At 62.2% G+C, this 21263-nt stretch carries 18 protein-coding genes and 1 riboswitch; of the genes, 8 read left to right on the top strand and 10 right to left on the bottom strand.

Annotated elements, in window-relative coordinates; translation table 11 throughout:
• Positions 1-97: 97 nt before the first annotated feature.
• Complete coding sequence (locus J2Z31_RS23110; protein WP_209605010.1) at positions 98-904, bottom strand: ABC transporter ATP-binding protein; 807 nt, start codon at positions 902-904, stop codon at positions 98-100.
• A gap of 10 nt (positions 905-914) precedes the next feature.
• A complete protein-coding gene (locus tag J2Z31_RS23105; protein WP_209605008.1) occupies positions 915-2063 on the bottom strand; it encodes an ABC transporter permease in 1149 nt (382 codons plus the stop codon).
• Positions 2064-2245: 182 nt separating this feature from the next.
• Between J2Z31_RS23105 and dgcA the strand changes: the two genes are divergently transcribed.
• Complete coding sequence (gene dgcA, locus J2Z31_RS23100; RefSeq protein ID WP_209605006.1) at positions 2246-3229, top strand: N-acetyl-D-Glu racemase DgcA; 984 nt, start codon at positions 2246-2248, stop codon at positions 3227-3229.
• On the opposite strand, the gene J2Z31_RS23095 is transcribed toward dgcA, so the two are convergent.
• Together J2Z31_RS23095 and J2Z31_RS23090 are read right to left on the bottom strand one after the other, a co-directional pair.
• Positions 3181-4401: an MFS transporter gene (locus J2Z31_RS23095; RefSeq protein ID WP_209605004.1), complete on the bottom strand. Its 1221-nt coding sequence runs from the start codon at positions 4399-4401 to the stop codon at positions 3181-3183. The genes dgcA and J2Z31_RS23095 overlap by 49 nt on opposite strands.
• A 110-nt stretch (positions 4402-4511) precedes the next feature.
• A complete protein-coding gene (locus tag J2Z31_RS23090) occupies positions 4512-5351 on the bottom strand; it encodes a UDP-2,3-diacylglucosamine diphosphatase (RefSeq protein ID WP_209605002.1) in 840 nt (279 codons plus the stop codon).
• A 178-nt stretch (positions 5352-5529) separates the two neighbouring features.
• Between J2Z31_RS23090 and J2Z31_RS23085 the strand changes: the two genes are divergently transcribed.
• The 4 genes from J2Z31_RS23085 (at position 5530) to J2Z31_RS23070 (ending at position 11004) form a co-directional block, all read left to right on the top strand.
• Positions 5530-7842, top strand: coding sequence for an NADP-dependent malic enzyme (locus tag J2Z31_RS23085; protein ID WP_209605000.1), 2313 nt, complete (start codon positions 5530-5532; stop codon positions 7840-7842).
• Positions 7843-8112: 270 nt separating this feature from the next.
• Positions 8113-8850 (top strand): helix-turn-helix transcriptional regulator, encoded by a 738-nt coding sequence (locus tag J2Z31_RS23080; RefSeq protein WP_209604998.1) that lies wholly within the window; start codon positions 8113-8115, stop codon positions 8848-8850.
• 169 nt (positions 8851-9019) lie between these two features.
• Positions 9020-9664, top strand: coding sequence for an acyl-homoserine-lactone synthase (locus J2Z31_RS23075; RefSeq protein WP_209604997.1), 645 nt, complete (start codon positions 9020-9022; stop codon positions 9662-9664).
• A gap of 209 nt (positions 9665-9873) precedes the next feature.
• A complete protein-coding gene (locus tag J2Z31_RS23070) occupies positions 9874-11004 on the top strand; it encodes a DUF2865 domain-containing protein (RefSeq protein WP_234939600.1) in 1131 nt (376 codons plus the stop codon).
• Here the strand turns inward: J2Z31_RS23070 and bluB are convergent.
• The 4 genes from bluB to J2Z31_RS23050 all read right to left on the bottom strand — a co-directional run bounded on the left by bluB (position 10958) and on the right by J2Z31_RS23050 (position 15385).
• Positions 10958-11707 (bottom strand): 5,6-dimethylbenzimidazole synthase, encoded by a 750-nt coding sequence (bluB, locus tag J2Z31_RS23065; protein WP_209604996.1) that lies wholly within the window; start codon positions 11705-11707, stop codon positions 10958-10960. The genes J2Z31_RS23070 and bluB overlap by 47 nt on opposite strands.
• Positions 11708-11751: 44 nt before the next feature.
• Positions 11752-11953: riboswitch (cobalamin riboswitch) on the bottom strand.
• A 42-nt stretch (positions 11954-11995) separates the two neighbouring features.
• Positions 11996-12817 carry an SDR family oxidoreductase gene (locus tag J2Z31_RS23060; protein ID WP_209604994.1) on the bottom strand — a complete coding sequence of 274 codons (822 nt, stop codon included), beginning with the start codon at positions 12815-12817 and terminating at the stop codon, positions 11996-11998.
• 52 nt (positions 12818-12869) lie between these two features.
• Entirely contained in the window at positions 12870-13700 is an 831-nt protein-coding gene (locus J2Z31_RS23055; protein WP_209604993.1) for a TolB family protein, read from the bottom strand.
• Positions 13701-13702: 2 nt separating this feature from the next.
• Entirely contained in the window at positions 13703-15385 is a 1683-nt protein-coding gene (locus J2Z31_RS23050) for an NAD+ synthase (protein WP_209604992.1), read from the bottom strand.
• A 247-nt stretch (positions 15386-15632) separates the two neighbouring features.
• Between J2Z31_RS23050 and J2Z31_RS23045 the strand changes: the two genes are divergently transcribed.
• Together J2Z31_RS23045 and J2Z31_RS23040 are read left to right on the top strand one after the other, a co-directional pair.
• Entirely contained in the window at positions 15633-17576 is a 1944-nt protein-coding gene (locus J2Z31_RS23045) for an LTA synthase family protein (RefSeq protein WP_408022055.1), read from the top strand.
• A gap of 479 nt (positions 17577-18055) precedes the next feature.
• Complete coding sequence (locus J2Z31_RS23040) at positions 18056-18952, top strand: hypothetical protein (protein ID WP_209604990.1); 897 nt, start codon at positions 18056-18058, stop codon at positions 18950-18952.
• Between the two features lie 69 nt (positions 18953-19021).
• Here J2Z31_RS23040 and J2Z31_RS23035 read toward each other — a convergent pair whose 3' ends face one another.
• Positions 19022-19420 carry a GFA family protein gene (locus J2Z31_RS23035; RefSeq protein ID WP_209604989.1) on the bottom strand — a complete coding sequence of 133 codons (399 nt, stop codon included), beginning with the start codon at positions 19418-19420 and terminating at the stop codon, positions 19022-19024.
• A gap of 217 nt (positions 19421-19637) precedes the next feature.
• Entirely contained in the window at positions 19638-21011 is a 1374-nt protein-coding gene (locus J2Z31_RS23030) for a class II 3-deoxy-7-phosphoheptulonate synthase (protein ID WP_209604986.1), read from the bottom strand.
• Positions 21012-21098: 87 nt separating this feature from the next.
• Between J2Z31_RS23030 and J2Z31_RS23025 the strand changes: the two genes are divergently transcribed.
• Positions 21099-21263: a hypothetical protein gene (locus J2Z31_RS23025; protein ID WP_209604984.1), complete on the top strand. Its 165-nt coding sequence runs from the start codon at positions 21099-21101 to the stop codon at positions 21261-21263.

Below are 21263 nucleotides of genomic sequence, written 5' to 3'. Positions count from 1 at the left end.
GGCTCCGATCACCCTTGCGGCTCTTGCCGCTTATCCAACCGGCTTCGGCAGGCGAACCTTTCCGAAGCGCGTCCTTCCACTGACGGGCGGGTCGCCTTCACGCCCGCACGACCGCCCTTCCCCGCTTGCCGCGGAAATAGGATTTTACCCATGGCTCCTCGCAGGCAAGCATGTCCTCGATGGTCCCGGACACGAGCACGCGTTTCTGGCCGAGGACCGCGATCCGGTCGCAGACCGTAAACAGGCTGTCCAGATCGTGAGTCACCATATACACGGTCAACCCAAGTGTGTCCCGCAACTTGGCGATCAGCTCGTCGAACTCCGCCGCACCGATCGGATCGAGGCCGGACGTCGGCTCGTCCAGGAAGACCAGGTCCGGGTCGAGTGCGAGCGCACGCGCGAGCGCCGCACGCTTAATCATACCACCGGAAAGCTCGGCGGGATATTTATCAGCTGCCTCGGGCGCCAAGCCGACCAGCTCGATTTTCAGGCGAGCAAACTCGTCCATCAGATCCTGCGGCAGGTCGAGGTACTCACGCATCGGCACCTGGATGTTCTCGCGAACGGTGAGCGCGGAAAAGAGCGCGCCGTGCTGGAACAGCACGCCGAGGCGCATGTCGAGTGCAATTCGCTCCCTCAAGCTCAATCTGTCGTATTCGTTTCCGAGGATTTCAATAGTGCCGGAACGCTTCGGCAGCAGCCGCAACACCGTTCGCATCAGCACCGATTTGCCGGTTCCCGAAGCGCCGACAAAGCCGAGGATTTCGCCGCGATAGACCTCGAGATCAAGCCTGTCGAGCACGATGTTGTCACCGAAGCCGACGGTGAGATCGCGAACGGAAAGGACGGCCTCGCGGTGCTCCGCCGCCTGGTCCGGCTGCTTCTTCAATACCGATTGAACCATGCCACCCGCCTCAAAAATCGATTGCCGCATAGAACATGGCAAACAGTCCGTCGACGAGAATGACGACGAAGATCGACTTGACCACCGACGAAGTGACGTGGCGGCCAAGAGACTCGGCGCTGCCGCCGACTTTCAGGCCCTCGACCGCGGCGACCACCCCGATGATCAGCGCCATGAAGGGCGCCTTGATCATGCCCGCTGCTACCGTGGAAAAGTCGATCGACTCCTGCAGTCGCGCAAGGAATGTTGCGAAGGTGATGTCGGAATAGCCCCAGGCGACGAAGGCCGCCCCGGTAAGCGCGGCGAAATTGGCGACAATCGTCAAGAGCGGCAGCACGATCGTCAATGCCACCAGCCGCGGAAAGACAAGCACGCCGACAGGGCTCAATCCCATGACTTTCAGCGCATCGACCTCTTCGCGCATCTTCATCGAGCCGATCTCGGCCGTGATGGCACTGCCCGACCGGCCGGCAATCATGATCGCCGTCAAAAGCACTCCGATTTCACGCAATTGCAGAATGCCGACCAGGTCCACGACGAAGATTTCGGCGCCGAAGGAGCGGAGCTGGAACGCGCCCTGTTGTGCGATGATGGCGCCGATCAGAAACGACATCAGCGTGATGATCGGCACGGCCATGACGCCCATGCGGTCGATCTGGTGAACGATGGCGGCAGGCGACACGCCGGCGTGGCGCCCCAACTTCATTTGTGCGCCACGCACCGCCGAGCCGAGGATGAACATGGCCGCGAATGTGTCCGTCCATATTGACACCGTCAATTCGCCGATCGGTGCGAACAGTCTTTGAAATAGCGATCCCCTCCGGCTGTCGCGTTTCGGAAGCGGCAGTCCGTCCGGCAGGGCGCGCACGAGTTCGACGTAACGCTGCCCACCGTCGGCGAAGCGAACCTCGCCCCCGGCCTCGCTGCCGATTCCATTCATGAAGCGCCGGATGAGCCAAGCACCGGCCGTATCCATCGCCGTGATACTGGACAAGTCGAATTCGTTCTGCCCGCCGGAGAGCTTTCCGAACCGCTTCAACTTGGCGGCCATGGCCTCGGCCGTGTGGTGCCGCCAGTCACCACTGAAAACGAAGCGACGTCCTGTCCTCGCCTCGTCGAGGACGACATCGGCAACGGACTGGGACTGAAGCTGTGTCACGTGATCTTGGTCTTCCGGTTTCTATTGCGTAATCTCTTAAACCAGATTCGACCAACGACAAAATCAGGCAGAAATTCAAAGCGGTTACTACGGACCCTTATGCGACCGAAAAGACACAGCGGCAAGACCATCAAGGGTAACCGCTACGATCTCGGCGCTCCCTTCCTGCCGGAGAGGATCTCATGCCCACTTCGCTTACAGCGGCTGTCGAACACTTCCCGATCGCTGGCGCTTTCACGATTTCCCGCGGTTCGAAGACGACCGCGAGCGTGGTCACCTGCCGCATCACCGACGGTCCCCTCGCCGGCTGGGGCGAATGCGTGCCCTACGGCCGTTATGGCGAGACGATCGAGCAGGTCGTCGGCGATATCGAGCTCATGCGCCCGCTGATCGAGAGCGGCTTGACCCGTGAGGCTTTACAGCAGGCGATGAAGCCGGGGGCTGCCCGCAATGCCATCGATTGCGCGCTCTGGGATCTCGAGGCGAAGCGGAGCGGCAGGACCGTCGTCTCGCTCGCCGGCATTGCCGACCCGAAGCCGCTGACGACGGCCTACACCATCTCGCTTGCCGAACCGGACGAGATGCTGGCGCGGGCGGCTGAAAACGCTCATCGCGCTTTGCTCAAGATCAAGGTCGGCACGGCCGACGATATCTCCCGCATTCGCGCCGTACGCCGCGGCGCGCCCCAGAGCCGGATCATCCTCGATGCCAACGAAGGCTGGACGGAGGACAACCTCGCGATCCATTTCGCCGCCTGCGCGGAAAACGACATTGCTCTCGTCGAGCAACCGCTACCGGCCGGCCGGGACGAGGCGCTGGCCGAAATTGCTCGCCCAGTACCAGTGTGCGCCGATGAGAGCGTGCACAAGACCGACGATCTCGCTGGCCTCGTCGGCCGCTACGATGCGGTCAACATCAAGCTCGACAAGACTGGCGGTCTCACCGAAGCGCTCCGCATGCGCAGTTCGGCAGAAGCGCTCGGCCTCAAGATCATGGTCGGCTGCATGGTCGGCAGTTCACTGGCGATGGCGCCCGCCGTGCTCGTTGCTCAGGGCGCCGACTTCGTCGATCTCGACGGTCCATTGCTGCTCGCCAGGGATCGCCAACCCGGCCTCCGCTACGAGGCTTCGCTGGTCTTCCCGCCCGAAGCGAGCCTCTGGGGCTGAAGATACCAGCCGGCGAAGGCGAAACATGAGCCGCCGAGCGCCACGATCGACATCGAATAGAAGCCGGCGACGCCGAACCAGGCATACAAGTAACCCGACAGAAAAGTGAACACCGCCGTGAAGACGCCGGTATAGAAGAAATAGAGGCCCTGGGCCGAAGCCTCCTGATCTTCGCTGACCCGCTCGATCAGCTTGTGCTGCATGCCGGTGTGCATGGTCGCATAGGTGAAGGCGTGGAGGCACTGGAGAATGAAATAGCCGGAGAAGCCGAGCTCCATCGGAAAGACCAGCCAGCGCACGACCGCCAGCAGGCAGCCGGAGAAGATCATCGTCCAGACGCTGAACCGCCGCATGATCCTTCCGGCGAAAAAGAACATCAGTACCTCCGCGGCCACGCCGGCGCTCCACAGGATTCCGATCTGCGTGCCGCTATAGCCGATGCCCTGCCAATAGATGGCCGAGAATGCAAAGAGCATCGCATGGCTGCTGTTGACGAGCGTGACGCCGAGGAGGAGCAGCTGAAGATCCGGCTGGCGCAATGACTGCGGCGGCGGCTCGGTGATTGCCGTGATCGGCGACGGCCGGCGAGGACGGCCGATCCGGGGTGCTGCGAGGGCCATCAGGACCGTCAAGCCGAAGCCCGCTGCCATCGCCGTCAACACCATCGCGCCGCCGACGAGCCCGATCAACCACCCGCCGAGCATGGTCGCGCCGATGAAGGCAATCGATCCCCAGACGCGCATATGCGCGTAGTCGAAGTTCCAGCGCCGCACGCCGGAAAGTGCGATCGCATCGACGATCGGCAGATACGGCGAATAAGCGGCCGACTGCAGTGTGTAAATTACCAGGACCGGCCAGAAGCTTTGCGCAAAGAACAGAATGAATGCCGTCGCAAACGACAGGCAACCCGACCAGATAAGCACGATCGTGCGTTCTCCGATCCGGTCGGCGAGGACCCCCGCCAGGGGCGCGGTGATGACGCGGATGAACATCGGGACCGCAAGCACCACGCCGATTTCGAAATCGCTCAGCGACAATGTGCTGAGCCAGACCGGGAAATAGGGCATGGCAAAGCCGTTGACGATCAACGGCGCACAAAAGAGCAGCGCGAGGCGAAGCGCGAAATGGCGCGGCGGGGGCCCCAGAACCGGGGGCGCGGATGCGGGAATCATGGGAGGACCTGGTGGCTGTCCGCCAGCTGTAGCACGACAGGACGGCCGCTCGCCATCCGCTAGTTTTCGCTACATCACCGCCTGGGGGCCAAACGGCCGGGGCTGGCGGATCAGGCCGCCTGCGCCGGAACGGACACTGCCAGTTCGGCACTGCTCATGCTTTCCGCGACTGCGGCACTGCCGCGCAGGCTGTGCCAGGTGATCAGTTCCATCGTGCCGTCGTGGTGCTCGCCGATCGCCGTGCAGCTTTCGACCCAATCGCCCGTGTTGATGTAACGGATATCGCCGATATCCTCGATCACCGCATGGTGGATGTGGCCGCAGATGACGCCTTGTGCGTGGTGGCGGCGCGCCTCCTCGGCCACGACCTTCTGGAACTCGCCGATGAAGTTCACCGCATGTTTGACCTGCAGCTTTGCCCAGGACGAGAACGACCAATAGGGCATGCCGAGACGGCGGCGGATGGCGGCAAGCCCGACATTGATGGCAATCGCCATGTCATAGGCCCAGTCGCCGAGATAGGCGAGTATCCGCGCATTGCGCACGACCACGTCGAACTCGTCGCCATGCAGCACGAGATAGTTGCGCCCGTCCGCGCTCCGGTGCACGTGGCGCGGCGCGACCTCGATGCCGCCGAAGTGGATGCCCGGAAAATCCCGCATGAACTCGTCGTGATTGCCGGGAATATAGACGATGCGCGTCCCCTTGCGGGCCTTGCGCAGGAGCTTCTGGACGACGTCGTTGCAGTTCTGGGGCCAAAACCAGCTGCGCTTCAGCCGCCAGCCGTCAACGATGTCGCCGACGAGGATGATGGTCTCGGCATCGTGGTGGCGCAGGAAATCGAGGAGATAGTCCGTCTTGGCCGCCTTCGAGCCCAGGTGGACGTCGGAGATGAACAGTGTTCGCAGTTTCCGGACGGGGTTCGGTTCAGATACCGCTGCCGCTGCCATGCGAGCCTCGCCTTGCTGGAGCCATTTGCCGCCCCGTGAAAACCAGACTCGTGTTTCAGGAAGATGACACCGGTCGGATTTGCCTGAACCCGACATGGAAACGACCGAAAGCGAAAACTATACGTCGCGTGGAAATCGTGCCAAAAGGCGACCATTCAGAAATCGAGGAACGCAAGGTATGAACACGGGCGACAAAGCGAAATCCCAGACGGTCCCAGCAAGCGGAGACATCGACCAGCAGGCACTTTTCTTTCATCGCTATCCTCGCCCCGGCAAGCTCGAAATCCAGCCCACCAAGCCGCTCGGCAACCAGCGTGACCTGGCGCTCGCCTATTCGCCCGGCGTCGCCGCCCCCTGCCTCGCCATCAGGGACGATCCGCAATCCGCCGCCGATTTCACGGCGCGCAGCAATCTCGTCGCCGTGGTCTCGAACGGCACGGCCGTGCTTGGCCTCGGCAATATCGGGCCGCTTGCCTCCAAGCCGGTGATGGAGGGCAAGGCCGTCCTCTTCAAGAAGTTCGCCGGCATAGACGTCTTTGACATCGAGATCGATGCGCCCACCGTCGAACGCATGGTCGATGTCGTTTCGGCGCTCGAACCCACGTTCGGCGGCATCAATCTCGAGGACATCAAGGCGCCCGAATGCTTCGAGGTCGAACGGCGTCTACGGGAGAAGATGGAAATCCCGGTCTTCCACGACGATCAGCACGGAACCGCGATCATCGTCGCCGCCGCCGTGCTCAACGGCCTCGAACTCGCCGGCAAGGATATCGCCAAGGCCAAGATCGTCGCCTCCGGTGCGGGAGCTGCGGCTCTTGCCTGCCTCAATCTCCTCGTTACGCTCGGCGCGAAGCGCGAGAACATCTGGGTTCACGACATCGAAGGCCTTGTCTACAAGGGCCGCGAAGCCCTGATGGACGAGTGGAAGGCGGTTTACGCTCAGAAGAGCGACAACCGCGAACTGGCCGACAGCATCGGCGGCGCCGACGTTTTTCTCGGCCTCTCGGCCGCCGGCGTTCTCAAGCCGGAGCTCCTGGCGCAGATGGCGGAAAAGCCGTTGATCATGGCGCTTGCCAACCCGACGCCGGAAATCATGCCGGAGGTCGCCCGCGCCGCGCGCCCGGACGCCATGATCTGTACCGGCCGCTCCGACTATCCGAACCAGGTCAACAACGTTCTCTGCTTCCCCCATATCTTCCGCGGCGCGCTCGACTGCGGCGCTCGCACGATCAATGAAGAGATGAAGATGGCGGCGGTACGGGCGATCGCCGGCCTTGCGCGGGAGGAGCCGTCGGACGTCGCCGCCCGTGCCTATTCCGGTGAGACGCCGGTTTTCGGACCGGATTACCTGATCCCCTCGCCCTTCGACCAGCGGCTCATCCTGCGCATCGCGCCGGCGGTAGCCAAGGCCGCCGCGGAAAGCGGCGTCGCCACACGTCCGATCCAGGACTTCGACGCCTATCTCGACAAGCTCAACCGCTTCGTCTTCCGCTCCGGCTTCATCATGAAGCCGGTTTTCGCCGCCGCCAAGAACGCCGCGAAGAACCGCGTGATCTTTGCCGAAGGCGAGGACGAGCGGGTCTTGCGCGCCGCTCAGGTCCTGCTCGAGGAAGGTACCGCCAAGCCGATCCTGATCGGCCGACCGCAGATCATCGAGACGCGCCTGCGCCGATACGGGCTGAGGATCCGCCCCGATGTCGATTTCGAGGTCGTGAACCCCGAGGGCGATCCGCGTTACCGCGACTATGTCGATGACTATTTCGCCCTGGTCGGACGGCTCGGGGTCATTCCGGAAGCCGCGCGTACGATCGTGCGCACCAACACCACGGTGATCGGTGCGCTGGCAGTCAAGCGCGGTGAGGCGGACGCACTGATCTGCGGCGTCGAGGGACGCTACAGCAAACATCTGCGCGACGTTTCCCAGATCATCGGCAAGAAGCCGGGTGTGCTCGACTTCTCCGCCCTCAGCCTATTGATCTCCCAGCGCGGCGCGACTTTCTTCACCGACACCTATGTGAGTTACGATCCCAGCGCCGAAGAGATCGCCCAAACGACGGTGATGGCGGCGAGTGAAATCCGCCGTTTCGGAATCACGCCGCGCGCGGCGCTCGTTTCGCATTCGAACTTCGGCTCACGCGATTCCGAAAGCGCTTTCAAAATGCGCGCGGCGTTGAAGCTCGTGCGCGAGCTTGCGCCCGATCTCGAGGTCGACGGCGAGATGCACGGCGATGCGGCAATGTCGGAAATCCTGCGGGAGCGCGTGATGCCCAACAGCACGCTCAAAGGCGAAGCCAATCTGCTCGTCTTCCCCAATCTCGACTCGGCCAACATCACGCTCGGAGTAGTCAAGACGATGACGGATAGCCTCCATGTCGGTCCGATCCTTCTCGGCTCGGCCCTGCCCGCGCATATTCTTTCGCCGTCGGTGACGTCGCGCGGGGTCGTCAACATGGCGGCACTCGCCGTCGTCGAGGCAAGCCATCCCGCTTGAGAGCAGTGCTGGGCGCACGCCTCGCCAGTCGATACCCATCAGAACCGAGGGATGCGGCGATTTTCAGGTCCACGCAACCTAAAATCGCCGCATTGTCGGTATCATCGATCTCCGTGACGCGTTAAAGGCGAATCTCAAGTCCCGCGCCCATGAGAGTACAATCATAGATTGATATTTCAGGACCGCTACAGCGTCTACTAAATATAGCACTAGACAAAGCCAGCCCCTCTAAACCATGTTTATTCTAGGGGCATGAATCGGTGTTACGGCATGACTAATGAACAGGCTGTCCTCGATCTGCTGGATCTCGTCGAATACGGTGGCTGCGCCGACCCGCAGCACTTCTTTGCCTTGATGCGCCGCACGTTCAATATCGCGCATCTCCTTTATCTCGAAGCAGAGCCGCTGCCCGAAGGTCTGAGGGTCTGTCACCTGCACCACACCTTCGGCGCTTATGCCGCGGAGATTTACGTTTCGAGAGATCTACACCGGATCGACCCGATTTTGAAACTCTCGCTCGGCGGCGTTCGTCCAGTGGACTGGGCGACCGCCCGTCGACGCTTTCCCGAATGCGAGCCTCTCTTCAAGGCGGCCGAAGAGATCGGCCTGTCGACGGAAGGCGTAGCGCTGCCCCTCCCGTCCCCGGCCGGCCATGTGGCGCTTCTTGCCATCGGTGCCAACATGTCGCCGGCGGAGTGGTCCGCCTACCGGCGCCACCATCTCCGCGACTTCCAATTGGCGGCCAATCTGTTTCACGCCTCGATGCTGGAGCATTCCGCGACGGCTGCCGCGATCGATGAGCGGGACATGCGGCTCACCTCCCGCGAGACGGAAGTCCTCACCTGGTCGGCGGCTGGCAAGAGCTACTGGGAAATCGCGACGATCCTCGGGATTTCCGAGCGCACTGTACGCTTCTTCATGACCAATGCTCGACGCAAACTCAATGTCGTTTCCAACACGCAAGCCGTAGCGCAGGCCGTTCGCCACGCCCTCATTCCCACCATCTGAGATCCCCGCGATCTGACGGACCGATTGCCTGCGCTGCGGCAATCCAGCGCCAAACCCCCATAAAATCTATCTGGAATAGCAAAGCATTTGAACTGTCACTATCGACAGTTACATGTGTCAGCCAGGCCTGACAGCATCGCCCCATTGCGCAAATACAATGGAGCGAAAAATGATCAGGATAGTGAACGGAAACGCTCGCGGGCGGCATCCGCAGGCGATCGACGAAATGTTCCGGCTGCGCAAGCGCGTCTTCCACGACTTCTTGAAATGGGACGTCAAGACCGAAGGCGCCTGGGAAATCGACCATTATGACAAAGCCAATCCGCTTTATGTGATGTCGTACTCGCCGGAGACCGGCAAGCTGCGCGGCTCCTTGCGGCTGCTGCCAACGCTTGGGCCGAACATGCTCGACGACACCTTTCCGATCCTTCTCGGTGACAATCCGCAGATCCGCAGTGCCTCGGTCTGGGAATCGAGCCGTTTCTGCATCGACCCGGACATCTCGCAGGACCGCTCGTCGAACCAGGTTACGGTCGCCGCGGCCGAGCTGATGTGCGGCGTAGGTGAACTTGGCCTCGCCTCCGGCATCACTCACATCGTCACGGTGACGGACGTCTTCCTCGAACGGATGTTCCGTCGGATGGGATGCCCCGGCGAGCGCATCGCCGAACCACAACGGATCGGCAATGTCCACGCGGTCGCCGTTGTCTGGGAGGTGTCGCGAGATCTGCTCGAGACGATGAAGGCCGTTGCCGCGATTGAGGGTACGGTGCTCGAACGCCCAATGTCGCTCGAAACCGCGCGGGCAGCCTGACATTTCTCCGGGCCGCGCGAGCGGCCCGGCTCTCCCTGCGGACCGTCCGTTAACGCAAACGCCGCCTCGCCATTGCACCGCCACGCCAACCCCGTATGATGGGAAGTTGCAGCGGTGCGCGTCTTTTCAGACGCACAGGACCGCTGTAGCACCAGGCGGCTGCGGCATTTTGAACGCTCCGCCGGAATGCAGGAAGAGAGAAGAGTCCCTTGCCCCGGTGTACCGCGTCCCGCAGTATCGCGTACTTTGCGGTTGCTTTTCTGCCGTTGGCGTTGGCGACGGCTGAACGGGCCACGGCCGCGAGCGTTTGTGAGCGCTTGAATTCCCGCCTAACTGAACTTTCCAGAGATTTCACGCCGAACGCCAATCTGGGCGAATTTACCGGTGCGATCTCACGCCAGAACATCGAGATCCGCCGCGCCAAGAACGAGCGGCGACGGCTTGGGTGCAGCCGCGGCAGCATCATCGTCATCGACGATAAAGCCGCCGAATGCGCCGACCTCGACGATATGATCGCCGAGATGGAGGACAATCTCCGTGAACTGAAAGCCTATCGCCAGCAATTGGTCTCCAACGGCAACGAAGACGCGCGCCGGCGCGTACACGCCGCGATGGAACTCAACGGCTGTCTGGAGCTGCAATCAAATAGACCGGAGCAGGACGACTTCGCAGGCACGGGAGAGGCGGAGAGCCACCGCAACATCCTCGAGGATCTTGCACCGGACAGCGAGGCCTATCCGTTGCTTTCCGATCCGGCGATTGAGGACTACTCCTGGATGGAGGGCGGCGAGAACGGCCGGTTCAGGACCATGTGCGTGCGCACCTGCGACGGCGCCTTCTTCCCGATCTCGTCAAACTCGACACCGGCGGATTTCGCACGCGACGCGGAGCTTTGCCAAAGCCGATGCCCCAACACCGAAACCGAGCTCTACTATCATGTGCTCGAGACCGAGGAGAGCGACCAGATGGTTTCGGCCTCGACCGGCAGGCCCTATAGCGAGCTTCCGACTGCATTCGCCTATCGAACACGCGCCGTCGGTACCCCGGGCATCTGCGGCTGCCGGGCTCAGAGGACCGCCACCAGCGTGATCGGCCGGAGTTCCGCAGCCAGACTTTCCGCCGCCAGCCCCTCGGTCCTGTCGATCGAAGGCGCCCAGGCGGAAAAAGGCACAAAAACGCCCGCTGAGACTAGAGCCTCGGCGCCAGCGCAAGAGCGCCCCTACGATCCGAAGAACAGCAAGGTTCGCGTCGTCGGCCCGACCTTCCTGCCGCAGGAAGAAAGCGCCATAGATCTCAAGAACCCTCGGGGCCCGCGCTATCAACCGCTACAGGAAGAGTGACCTCTCCGGTCCTGCGCCTCTGACGCACGCCCCATCCCTCCTCGAAAATCAGTTCCTCGAGCGGCAGGCGCTGCCGCCACCCCTTCGCCGCGAGTTCCGGCTGCTGGTAGAGGCGATCGACGAAGCCGAGGCAAAGCCAGGCGACGATCTCGATATGCTCCGGTATGCCGAGGATCGCCTTGACCTCTTCTTCATGGAAGATGCTGACCCAGCCGACACCGACACCCTCCGCGCGCGCGGCAAGCCAGAGATTCTGGACGGCGCACACGGTGGAGTAGACGTCCATCTGCGGATTATGGGTGCGCCCCAGCACGACCGCGCCACCACGCGTGCGATCGCAGGTCACACAGATGCTGAGCGGCGCCTTGCGGATGCCTTCGAGCTTCAGGGAACGATATTTCGCCTGTGCCTCGCCCGAGAACATCCGCGCGGCTTCCTCATTGGCGCGCTGAAACGCCTTCCACACTCTTTCCCGCGTCTCTTTCTGGCGCACGAGCAGGAAGTTCCATGGCTGCATGAAGCCTACCGACGGGGCGTTATGCGCCGCGGCAAGCAGGCGGGCGATCAACGGCTCGGGCAAGGGCTCGGCGAGAAATTCGTCGCGAACGTCGCGGCGGGTTTCTATGGCACGGTAGACGGCGGCGCGCTCGTCCGGCGAAAAGGCTCCGGCCGCCACAAGGCGACCGCTCGGGTCAGGCAGCATCGTTTGATCCCCAACAATGCACAACCTCCCGCCGTCCACGCGGGGCCGGTCTATCTTGCCAGGCCGGTCTTCTGACTCCGGATCCACCGGCCGCACCGCCTTCCCAAATCGGTTCACGATTCAGTGGCAAAGTCCTGAATTCAGGTTTGATGCTGCCGTCCCCATCACAGCGTTGGGCACGTGCCGGAATCGCACCGGCTTCCCGATTCTCCCGCGAAAGCGGGCACCTGGGCACGGACATATGGGCACAGGCGCCAGCGAAAGGCAAGACAGGGTCGCGTGGTCGGCTCAAAGCGGCGCTTCGGGATGGGGCGACGAGTCATAGGCGCCCCAGATCGATTGGTCGAAGCAGATCACCGAACCCGTCATCAGCCCGGACTCCTTAGATGAGAGATAGGCGCAGGCGCGCGCAACCTCGGCGGGGTCGACGAGCCGCCCGAAGGGCTGGCGCGCCGCCGCCTTCTCCAGCCAGTCGGCCGGCGCCCCGTGGTACTCCCGCTGTATGCGATCCTCGCCCTCGGATGCCATCCAGCCGATATTCACACCGTTGACCCGAATGCGGTTGCGCAGCAGCGCGTAGGCGGTGTTCTTGGTCAGCGTTTCCAAGGCGCCTTTCGATGCGCAATAGGCCGCGATGAAGGGCTGGCCTGCCATTGCCGACATCGAGCCGATGTTGACGATCGTTCCGTCAGTCTTGTCGCGCCGCATCAGTTTCACCGTCTCCTGCATCAGGAAGAACGGCGCCCGCACGTTTACGGCGAACATGCGGTCGAAGAGTTCGGGTGTGGTGTCGAGGATCGTGCCGCGGTCGGTGATCGCCGCGGCATTGACGAGCGCATCCACACGCCCGAACTCCCGATCGCAAGCCGCAACGACAGCGCGGGCGTCCTTGACCCGCTCCAGATCCGCCGGAACATAGACCACCTTCGCGCCGGTGGCTTTGCCGATCTCCGCCGCTTTCGCCTCGCCCTTCGCCGAATTTCGCCCGCAGATGACGATGCCCTCGGCACCGCGCTCCGCAAACAGCGCCGCGATCGAGGCACCGAGGCCCTGCGTACCGCCTGTCACGATGGCTATCTTGCCGTCCAGCCGAGCGCAGTCCTTCCCCATGGAATCCTCCTTTGCATCCAAATACCGACCGAAGGCATGTATTGCCGGTCGTCTACGGCTCCGGCCAATACCGGACGAAGGCGAACGCTTCACCCGAGGGCGACCAGTTCGGGACATTCACCGTTCCCTGCCCGCCGAAGAGCTCGAACAGCACGCGCGGATTGCCACCGTCCGGATCCGTCAGCCGGAGCCGCACGTCGAGATCGCGCGGATGGTCGAAGACGTCGCCGTCATAGGAGAGCACGAGCAGCTTCCTCCCGTCCGGCGAAGGATGTGGAAACCAGTCGGCATAGGGGCTGTCGGTGACGCGCTCGACGTCGCTGCCATCGGGCCTTATGCGCCAGATCTGCATACGGCCCGTGCGACTGGAGTTGAAATAGATCCAGCGGCCGTCGGGCGACCAGTCCGGCCCATCGTTGCGGCCTTCCCCCTGTGTCAACCGGCGCTCCTCTCCACCCTCGACGGAGATCGTGTAAATGTCGAAGAGCTGGTCGCGAATACCGCAATAGGCGAGCATGCGCCCGTCCGGCGACCAGCCATGCCAGTAGGAGGGCAGGTTTCTTGTGACGAGCCTGGGCGTGCCGCCCTCTACAGGCAGGAGATAGATTGCCGACTGGCCGAACTCCGTCTTGTCGCTGATGGCGAGCATCGTCCCGTCAGGCGAGATGCCGTGGTCGTTGTTCAACTGGCGAGCAAAGCCGGTATCGATTTCGACGGGATCGGGCGCCCCTTCGAGTGCGATACGATAAAGACGCCCATCGCCATTGACGATGAGAAAGCGCCCATCCGGCGACCAGTTCGGCGCTTCGACGAGCCGCTCGGTCTGCCAGACGACGCGCGTCTCGCCAGCGACGACGTCGAAGATCTCGACCGAGCTGCGCATGACTATCCCCTGTCGCGGAAGCGGTTGGTGATCGGGTAGCGCCGGTCACGACCGAAATTCTTTTTCGTGATCTTCACGCCCGGAGCCGATTGCCGGCGCTTGTATTCGGCGATGTAGAGCAGGTGCTCGATCCGGTGGACCGTCGCTTCGTCATGGCCGCGGGCGACGATCTCTTCCGTACCCATTTCCTTTTCCACCAGGCACTCGAGAATGTCGTCGAGCACCGGATAGGGCGGCAGCGAGTCCTGGTCGGTCTGGTTCGGGCGAAGCTCGGCGGAGGGCGCCTTGTCGATGATGTTCTGCGGAATGACTTCGCCGGAGGGTCCGAGGGCGCCGGCCGGTACTGCGCCATTGCGCCAGCGTGAAAGCGCATAGACCTGCATCTTGTAGAGGTCCTTGATCGGGTTGAAGCCGCCATTCATATCGCCGTAGAGGGTAGCATAGCCGACCGACATTTCCGACTTGTTGCCGGTTGTCACCACCATCGAGCCGAACTTGTTGGAGATCGCCATCAGTATCGTCCCGCGCGTGCGGCTTTGCAGGTTCTCCTCGGTGATGCCTGGTTCCGTGCCTTCGAACATATCGGAGAGCGCATCGAGGAAACCTTCGACCGGGGCTTCGATTGCAACGGTGCCATAATGGCAGCCGAGCGCCTTGGCGCACGCCGCCGCATCGGTCAGTGAAGCTTCGGACGTATAACGATAGGGCAGCATGACGGTGCGGACACGCTCCGCACCAAGCGCATCGACCGCCAGCGCGGCGCAGATGGCCGAGTCGATGCCGCCGGAAAGCCCGAGCACGACAGACTTGAAGCCATTCTTGTTGACGTAGTCGCGAAGCCCGAGCATGCAGGCGCGATAATCCGCCTCATCGCGTTCCGGCAGGTGCGAGCGCTGCCCGTCTCTCGAGACCCAACCGCCCCCGGTCCTCCTCCACTCGGACACCGAAATCGCTTCTGCGAACTGGCTCATCTGGAAGGCCAGCGACTTATCCGCATTGAAGCCGAAGCTCGCACCATCGAATACGAGTTCATCCTGTCCGCCGAGCTGGTTCGCATAGATCATCGGCAGCCCGGTCTCGATCACCTGTTTCAGGACGACCTGGTGGCGCACGTCCACCTTACCGCGATAATAGGGCGAGCCGTTTGGTGACAGCAGGATCTCTGCGCCGCTTTCGGCGAGTGTTTCGCAAACGCCGAGTTCACCCCAGATATCCTCGCAGATCGGAATACCGATCCGCACCCCGCGGAAATTGACGGGACCCGGCATTTCTCCGGCATCGAAAACCCGCTTCTCATCGAACTCACCGTAGTTCGGCAGATCCACCTTGTCGCGGATGGCAATGATCTTGCCCGCGTCCAGCACGGCGGCGGAATTGTGGCGGTGCTCCGGCGCCTGGCGCGGAAAGCCGATGATGATTCCCGGACCGCCATCGGCAGTGTCTTCGGCAAGCTTCTCGACCGCCTTCTGGCAGGCGTTCAGGAATGCCGGTTTGAGCACGAGGTCTTCCGGCGGATAACCGGAAATGAAGAGCTCGGTGAACAGCAGCAGATCGGCGCCCTGACGCGCCGCCTCGGCCCGCGCCTCGCGCGCCTTGGCGAGATTGCCGGCGATGTCACCGACGGTTGGATTGAGCTGGGCCACGGCAATCCGTAGCGTCGATGGTGCGGCGGTCTGTGTCGTCATGGCAGGCCTGTCGGTGGTTTCTCGAGGAAGGGCGTCCGGCATGTGACCGTTCTTATCGTATACCGCGGTAAAAAACCTACCCGCAATGACAGTCAACATGGAATAGGCTGAAAAATCCAGCTTTTTCCGGCCCTTACGCTACGAGATTTGCTCTTCCCCGCAGCGGAACAAAGAAGCCCGCGCCCTCGTTCTGGCTATTCATCCCCCGTTCAAGATGACGGGCGTATGACGCTACTATGAAAGTTTTATGAATTTCTTGGAGAGGCTGTTGGCCACCTTAAAATCCGCTGCCGTGAAGGGTTCTCAGGTCTACGTCGAGAGACAGAGCTTTTCCGTCCGACACTCCAGAACGCTTGCCGGCGCGCGCAGCACGTTGCTCTCGCTTTTGTTGGCGGCGGTGCTCGTCTTCGTGATCGAACTCGTCGTGCGCCAATCCTTCTCCGAGACTCTCGCCTACTTCACCGATCCGGCGCGGCCCGCCTGGACCACCGTCGGCGCATTCTTCCTGATCCTGCTCGCCTTCGACGCCCTCTTTGCCCGTGAGCATAAGGCCGCGGTGCTGGTCGCGCCGTTTGCCGTGCTGCCGGCCTTCGTCAGTCAGCAGAAGCAGGTCTTCCTGTCCGACCCGCTCTACCCCACGGACTTCCTCTTCGGCCGGCAGATCATGGAACTGATGCCCGTTCTCGTCAAAGATCGGCCGTGGACCGCGGTCGCCGTGGTAATAGGGCTTTTGGCGGCGATCGTGGGGATCGGCCTGCTGCTGCGATATGCCTGGCGCAACTTCCCCAAGCTCACGCGCAGGGAACGACTCGCCCGCGTCGTCTTCGCGGTGCCGATGCTCATCGCTTTCTGGAATGTCATGGACTACACGCAGTTCTCGTGGATCCGCGACCGATTGCGGGTCGTCCCGATCATGTGGGACCAGAAGGAGAACTACAGGCATAACGGCTTTGCCCTCGCCTTCATGGTCAATCTGCCGATGGCCAATGTCAGTGCGCCGGCCGGCTATATGGCGGATGCGATCGATCGTATTCCGGTCAAGCCGCTCCCGGCCGGGACCACGCACCGCAGCAAACCGGACGTCATCGTACTGATGAGCGAATCCTTCTGGGATCCGACGCTGCTTCCCAAGGTGAAGCTCACGCCCGATCCGATGCCGACTGTGCGCGAACTGCAGGGTGGAACCGTCTTCTCGCCCGAGTTCGGCGGCATGACGGCCAATGTCGAATTCGAAGCGCTCACCGGCTTCTCGAACGCGTTCCTGCCCTACGGCAGCATCCCCTACCAGCAATATATCCGCAATCCGATTCCATCCCTCGCCACCTTCTTCCGCGGCGAAGGCTATGCCGCGCGGGCTGTCCATCCTTTCCAGGGCTGGTTCTGGAACCGGACGGCGGTCTATAAGTCCTTCGGCTTCGACACGTTCCGGTCCGAGGAGACGTTGCCGCCGATGCAGAAGCGCGGGATGTTCGCCTCGGACGAGTCGTTGACGAAGGAGATCATCCGCCAGGCCGACGCAATGGAGGACCCTTTCTTCTTCTTCGCCGTCACGCTGCAGGGCCACGGCCCGTATGAACCGAACCGTTACGCGAAGAATACGATCAAGGTCGAAGGCGATCTGCCGGAGAAGGACCGCCAGGTACTCGCCACCTATGCGCAAGGCATCAAAGAGGCCGATGACAGCCTCAAAATGCTGATGGAGTGGGCAAAGAGACGGGATCGCGAGACGATCATCGTTCTCTTCGGAGACCATCTGCCGCCCTTGCACACGGTCTACACCAGCACGGGCTACATGAAGGATGTGACGGCGGCGCGCAAGGGTACGAAGCGCGAGATGCTGGCCGGTCACGAAACACCCCTCGTCGTGTGGTCGAACAAGACCGGAGCGCAGAAGGACATCGGCAGCATCAGCCCCGCGTTTCTCTCCTACACGATCCTGAAGCAGGCTGGCTACGAGCACCCCTACTACACCGGGTTCCTCGGCAAGGTGCGCGACCATTTCCGCGTCGTCGACCGCTATATGCTGGTCCGCAAGAACGGCAAAGACGTCGCCGACTGGCAGCGCCAGCCGAAGATTCCGGGATTGCTTCGGGACTACCGCTTCCTGCAGCACGACATGATGTTCGGCAAGCGCTACAGCACCGAGCGCTTCTTTCAGTCCCACGCGGAGCTATTCAGCACGGGGTCGTGACCTGTGGAGACGGGCAAAGCGCAGAGTTAGCCCGCCTCTCCTAATTCGCCTGCCATCCCGCTCTGGCCGTAACGCGGGTGGTTGAGCGGCAGCCATACGCGCCCATCGCTGCCCCGTCGTGCGAACCCGCAGCCGTGCAAATGGAGCGGGCTCGCTGCAGCCTCTCCCATAAGGCACAGCGGTTGAAATCGGGATCGAAGCGCGGCGAAAGCCGAAAAACAACGAGAAAATTAACCAAAGTGGCGCACGCTGGAGATGCAGGAACATTGAAGTGCCAGCATCGATGGATACTCGGAGCGCCACTTGCCATCTCCATTCTCAGGCGGCGCAGGCAGGACCCATCGGACCTTTGTCCAGCACAGGTAGGACTTTAGTCTGGAAACAAATGTCGTAGTTGTAGGTTAGAATTCTCTCATGCTGGTTGCATCGAGACACGGGTGATTGGGGCAATCGTTACGTGAAGGGGGCACACGCGGCAGATGCAAGGGACTGCAAGCAAGAGCGCCGGCGACGACGACTCGCCCGGCATGACAGCGGATGCGTTGCTGCGGAATCCGCGTTTCCTGCACGCCTTGCAGGAGAGCGCGCGCACGCTGACCGCCGTGAGCGAGCTGTTGCCGCGCATCGCTCGCCTCGTCTCCTCGCATCGCAAATGGATGCTCACCCATGCGTCCTACGCACTCCACCTGGAGCGCGAGCCCAGGGACCCGGAAACCGGCATCACTGCCGCGCGGCTGCTTAAGTTCATGCGCGAGACGGGCGGGGCCAGCCGCAACACGGCCACAGCCTTCCTTGCGGAACTCGTCGCCTACAAGCTCCTTCGCCCGACGACGGACCGGCAATCGAAGAGGGCGCGCCCACTGGAACCAGCCGCGGCGAGCGAGGATGCCATGCGCCTCTGGTTCAAGACCCAGATGGGCACGCTCGATGGGATCGACGGTGGGGAGAGAGTGAAGCGCGTGGAAACTGACCGCGGGATTTTCGAGCGCGCGCAGCCGCTCGCGGCCAGACGCCTGCTCAAGGATCCGAAATGGACGGAGCCGCCCCGCGGTGTTGCCATCTTCGTCTGGGCAGAATCAGGCGGCGCGATCCTGGACGACCTGATGACACGGCCGGCAAGCCTGACACCCGTCGAAGGCAAAGTCTGGATCGACGTCAATCTGGCGAAACTCGCCCAGCGCTACATGGTTTCGAACACGCATATCCGCCGCCTGTTCGCCCGGGCGGAAGCCGCCGGTTTCATCGGCAAATCCGATGACGATACCCGTAACCGTTATTGGATGAGCGCCCGACTGATCGAGGAATATGCGTCCTGGCAGGCAATCAAGCTCGAGGCGCTGGCGAGCGCCTATGATCGGGCCACTGGCGCTCGGTAAGCTCCAACTCATCCCCACTGGCCTTGCCGCTAGAGGGTGTCACCGCCGTGAGCGTCAGAACTTTCGAGACTACTCGCGTCCGCTGGCAAAGCGCGGGAGATCGTCGCGGATCTCGTAGTAGTCGCCTTTGTCGGCACAGAAGATATGGTAGCCCGGCTCGAGTTCGGTCGGCTTCTCGAATGCGCCGGCAAGGATCGACGTATAGTCGAGCCCTTCCGCCTTCCAGAACAGGGCTGAGCCGCAATTCCGGCAGAAACCGCGCCGCGCGTCGTCGCTGGAGCGATACCAGGTGACCGCGTCGGCGCCCTCGACTTCGATGTTGCCGTCGAGCACATTGGTGGCCGCGTAGTAGAGCCCTGTCTGCTTCCGGCACTGCGAACAATGGCAGAAGATCAACTCTCGCAATTTTCCCCGGGTTCTGAACCGCACTGCGCCGCAAAGGCAACTGCCTTGGTGCATTTCCTGCATCCCTGTCTCCATCGGCAATAAAAAGCCGGGCCAGCTTCTATGGGCTGGCCCGGCCATGTCAAATTCAGAAGATGCGCTCGAGGTTCAGATATTTTGAACCAAATATCGAGCGCCGAGCGTCTTGTCAGGCGGCGACGTCGCCCCTGCCTCATATGTGCCGCATGTCTTTTTCCCTAGATCGAAGGCGATCAAGGCGACATGCAGTCGGTGATGGTGGTCAGCCGTTGACCACCATTTTCTTCTCGTCGCGGCCGCCCTTCATCCGTTCGGCGAGCAGGAAGGCGAGTTCGAGCGCCTGGTCCGCATTAAGGCGCGGATCGCAATGGGTGTGGTAGCGATCGGCGAGATCGTCGCCAGACAGGGCGCGTGCGCCGCCGGTGCACTCGGTCACGTCGTTGCCCGTCATCTCGATGTGGATACCACCCGGATGCGTGCCTTCGGCGCGATGTATCTGGAAGAAGCTTTCGACCTCCGACAGGATCCGCTCGAAGGGCCGCGTCTTGTAATTGTTGAGCGTGATCGTGTTGCCATGCATCGGATCGCAAGACCAGACGACCTTCTTGCCTTCGCGCTCAACGGCGCGGATCAACCGCGGCAGATGCTCGGCAACCTTGTCATGGCCAAAACGGCAGATCAGCGTCAGCCGCCCTGCCTCGTTGGCTGGGTTCAGGAGGTCGATCAGTTCCAAAAGACCGTCGGCCGTGAGCGAGGGGCCGCATTTGAGCCCGATCGGGTTCTTGATGCCGCGGCAATATTCAACATGGGCATGGTCCGGCTGGCGCGTGCGATCGCCGATCCAGATCATGTGGCCGGAAGTCGCGTACCAATCGCCCGAGGTCGAGTCGACACGGGTCAGCGCCTGCTCGTAGCCGAGCAGCAGCGCTTCATGGCTGGTGAAGAAATCCGTCTCGCGCAGGCTCGGATGGTTTTCCGCCGTGATGCCGATCGCCTTCATGAAGTCCATGGTCTCGGAGATCCGGTCGGCCAGCTTGCGATAGCGCTCGGCCTGAGGACTATCCTTCACGAAACCGAGCATCCACTGATGCACGTTTTCCAGATTGGCATAGCCGCCCATCGCGAACGCCCTCAACAGATTGAGGGTCGCGGCGGACTGGCGATAGGCCATGATCTGCCGTTCGGGATTGGGCACGCGCGCCTCTTCCGTGAACTCGATGCCGTTGATGATGTCGCCGCGGTAGCTCGGCAGCGTCACATCCCCCTGCTTCTCAATGCCCGACGAACGCGGCTTGGCGAATTGGCCGGCAATACGGCCGACCTTTACGACCGGTTGCTGGGCTCCGAAGGTCAGGACGACGGCCATCTGCAGGAAGGCGCGGAAAAAGTCACGGATAGTGTCGGCGCCGTGCTCGGCGAAGCTTTCGGCGCAGTCGCCGCCCTGCAATAGAAAGCCGCGACCCTCCGCGACATTGGCAAGAGCATGCTTGAGCCGCCGAGCCTCACCGGCAAAGACCAGCGGCGGATATTTCGAGAGGCGCGCTTCGACGCTCTCCAGGGCTGCGAGGTCCGGATAGTCCGGCACCTGCTGAATGGGTTTTTGCCGCCAGCTGTTCGGAGTCCAAGTCTGTGCCATTTCCATCACCTGTTATCTGACGCGGACGGATCCGCGTCTCACCTTTGCGCGTCGGCCCGAAATCGGAACCGATTTCCGGAAAACACGATGCGCAGATTCAAAGACTTCAGCGTCGTTGTGCGTACCCGAAAGACGCGCGGCGCTGTAGCGGCCGTGGAGGCCGCCCTGAAATTCGGATTGCATCGCATCGGCAAGCCGGCCGGTCCGCCGCCACCGCCGCTAGCCGATGACGAGGCGGATGCGGGCTTATAA

Origin of the sequence: Sinorhizobium kostiense (assembly GCF_017874595.1) — a bacterium.
Taxonomy (GTDB): Bacteria; Pseudomonadota; Alphaproteobacteria; order Rhizobiales; family Rhizobiaceae; genus Sinorhizobium; species Sinorhizobium kostiense.
Note: the sequence above shows the minus strand (reverse complement) of the source record. Positions and strands in the feature narration are given on the sequence as shown.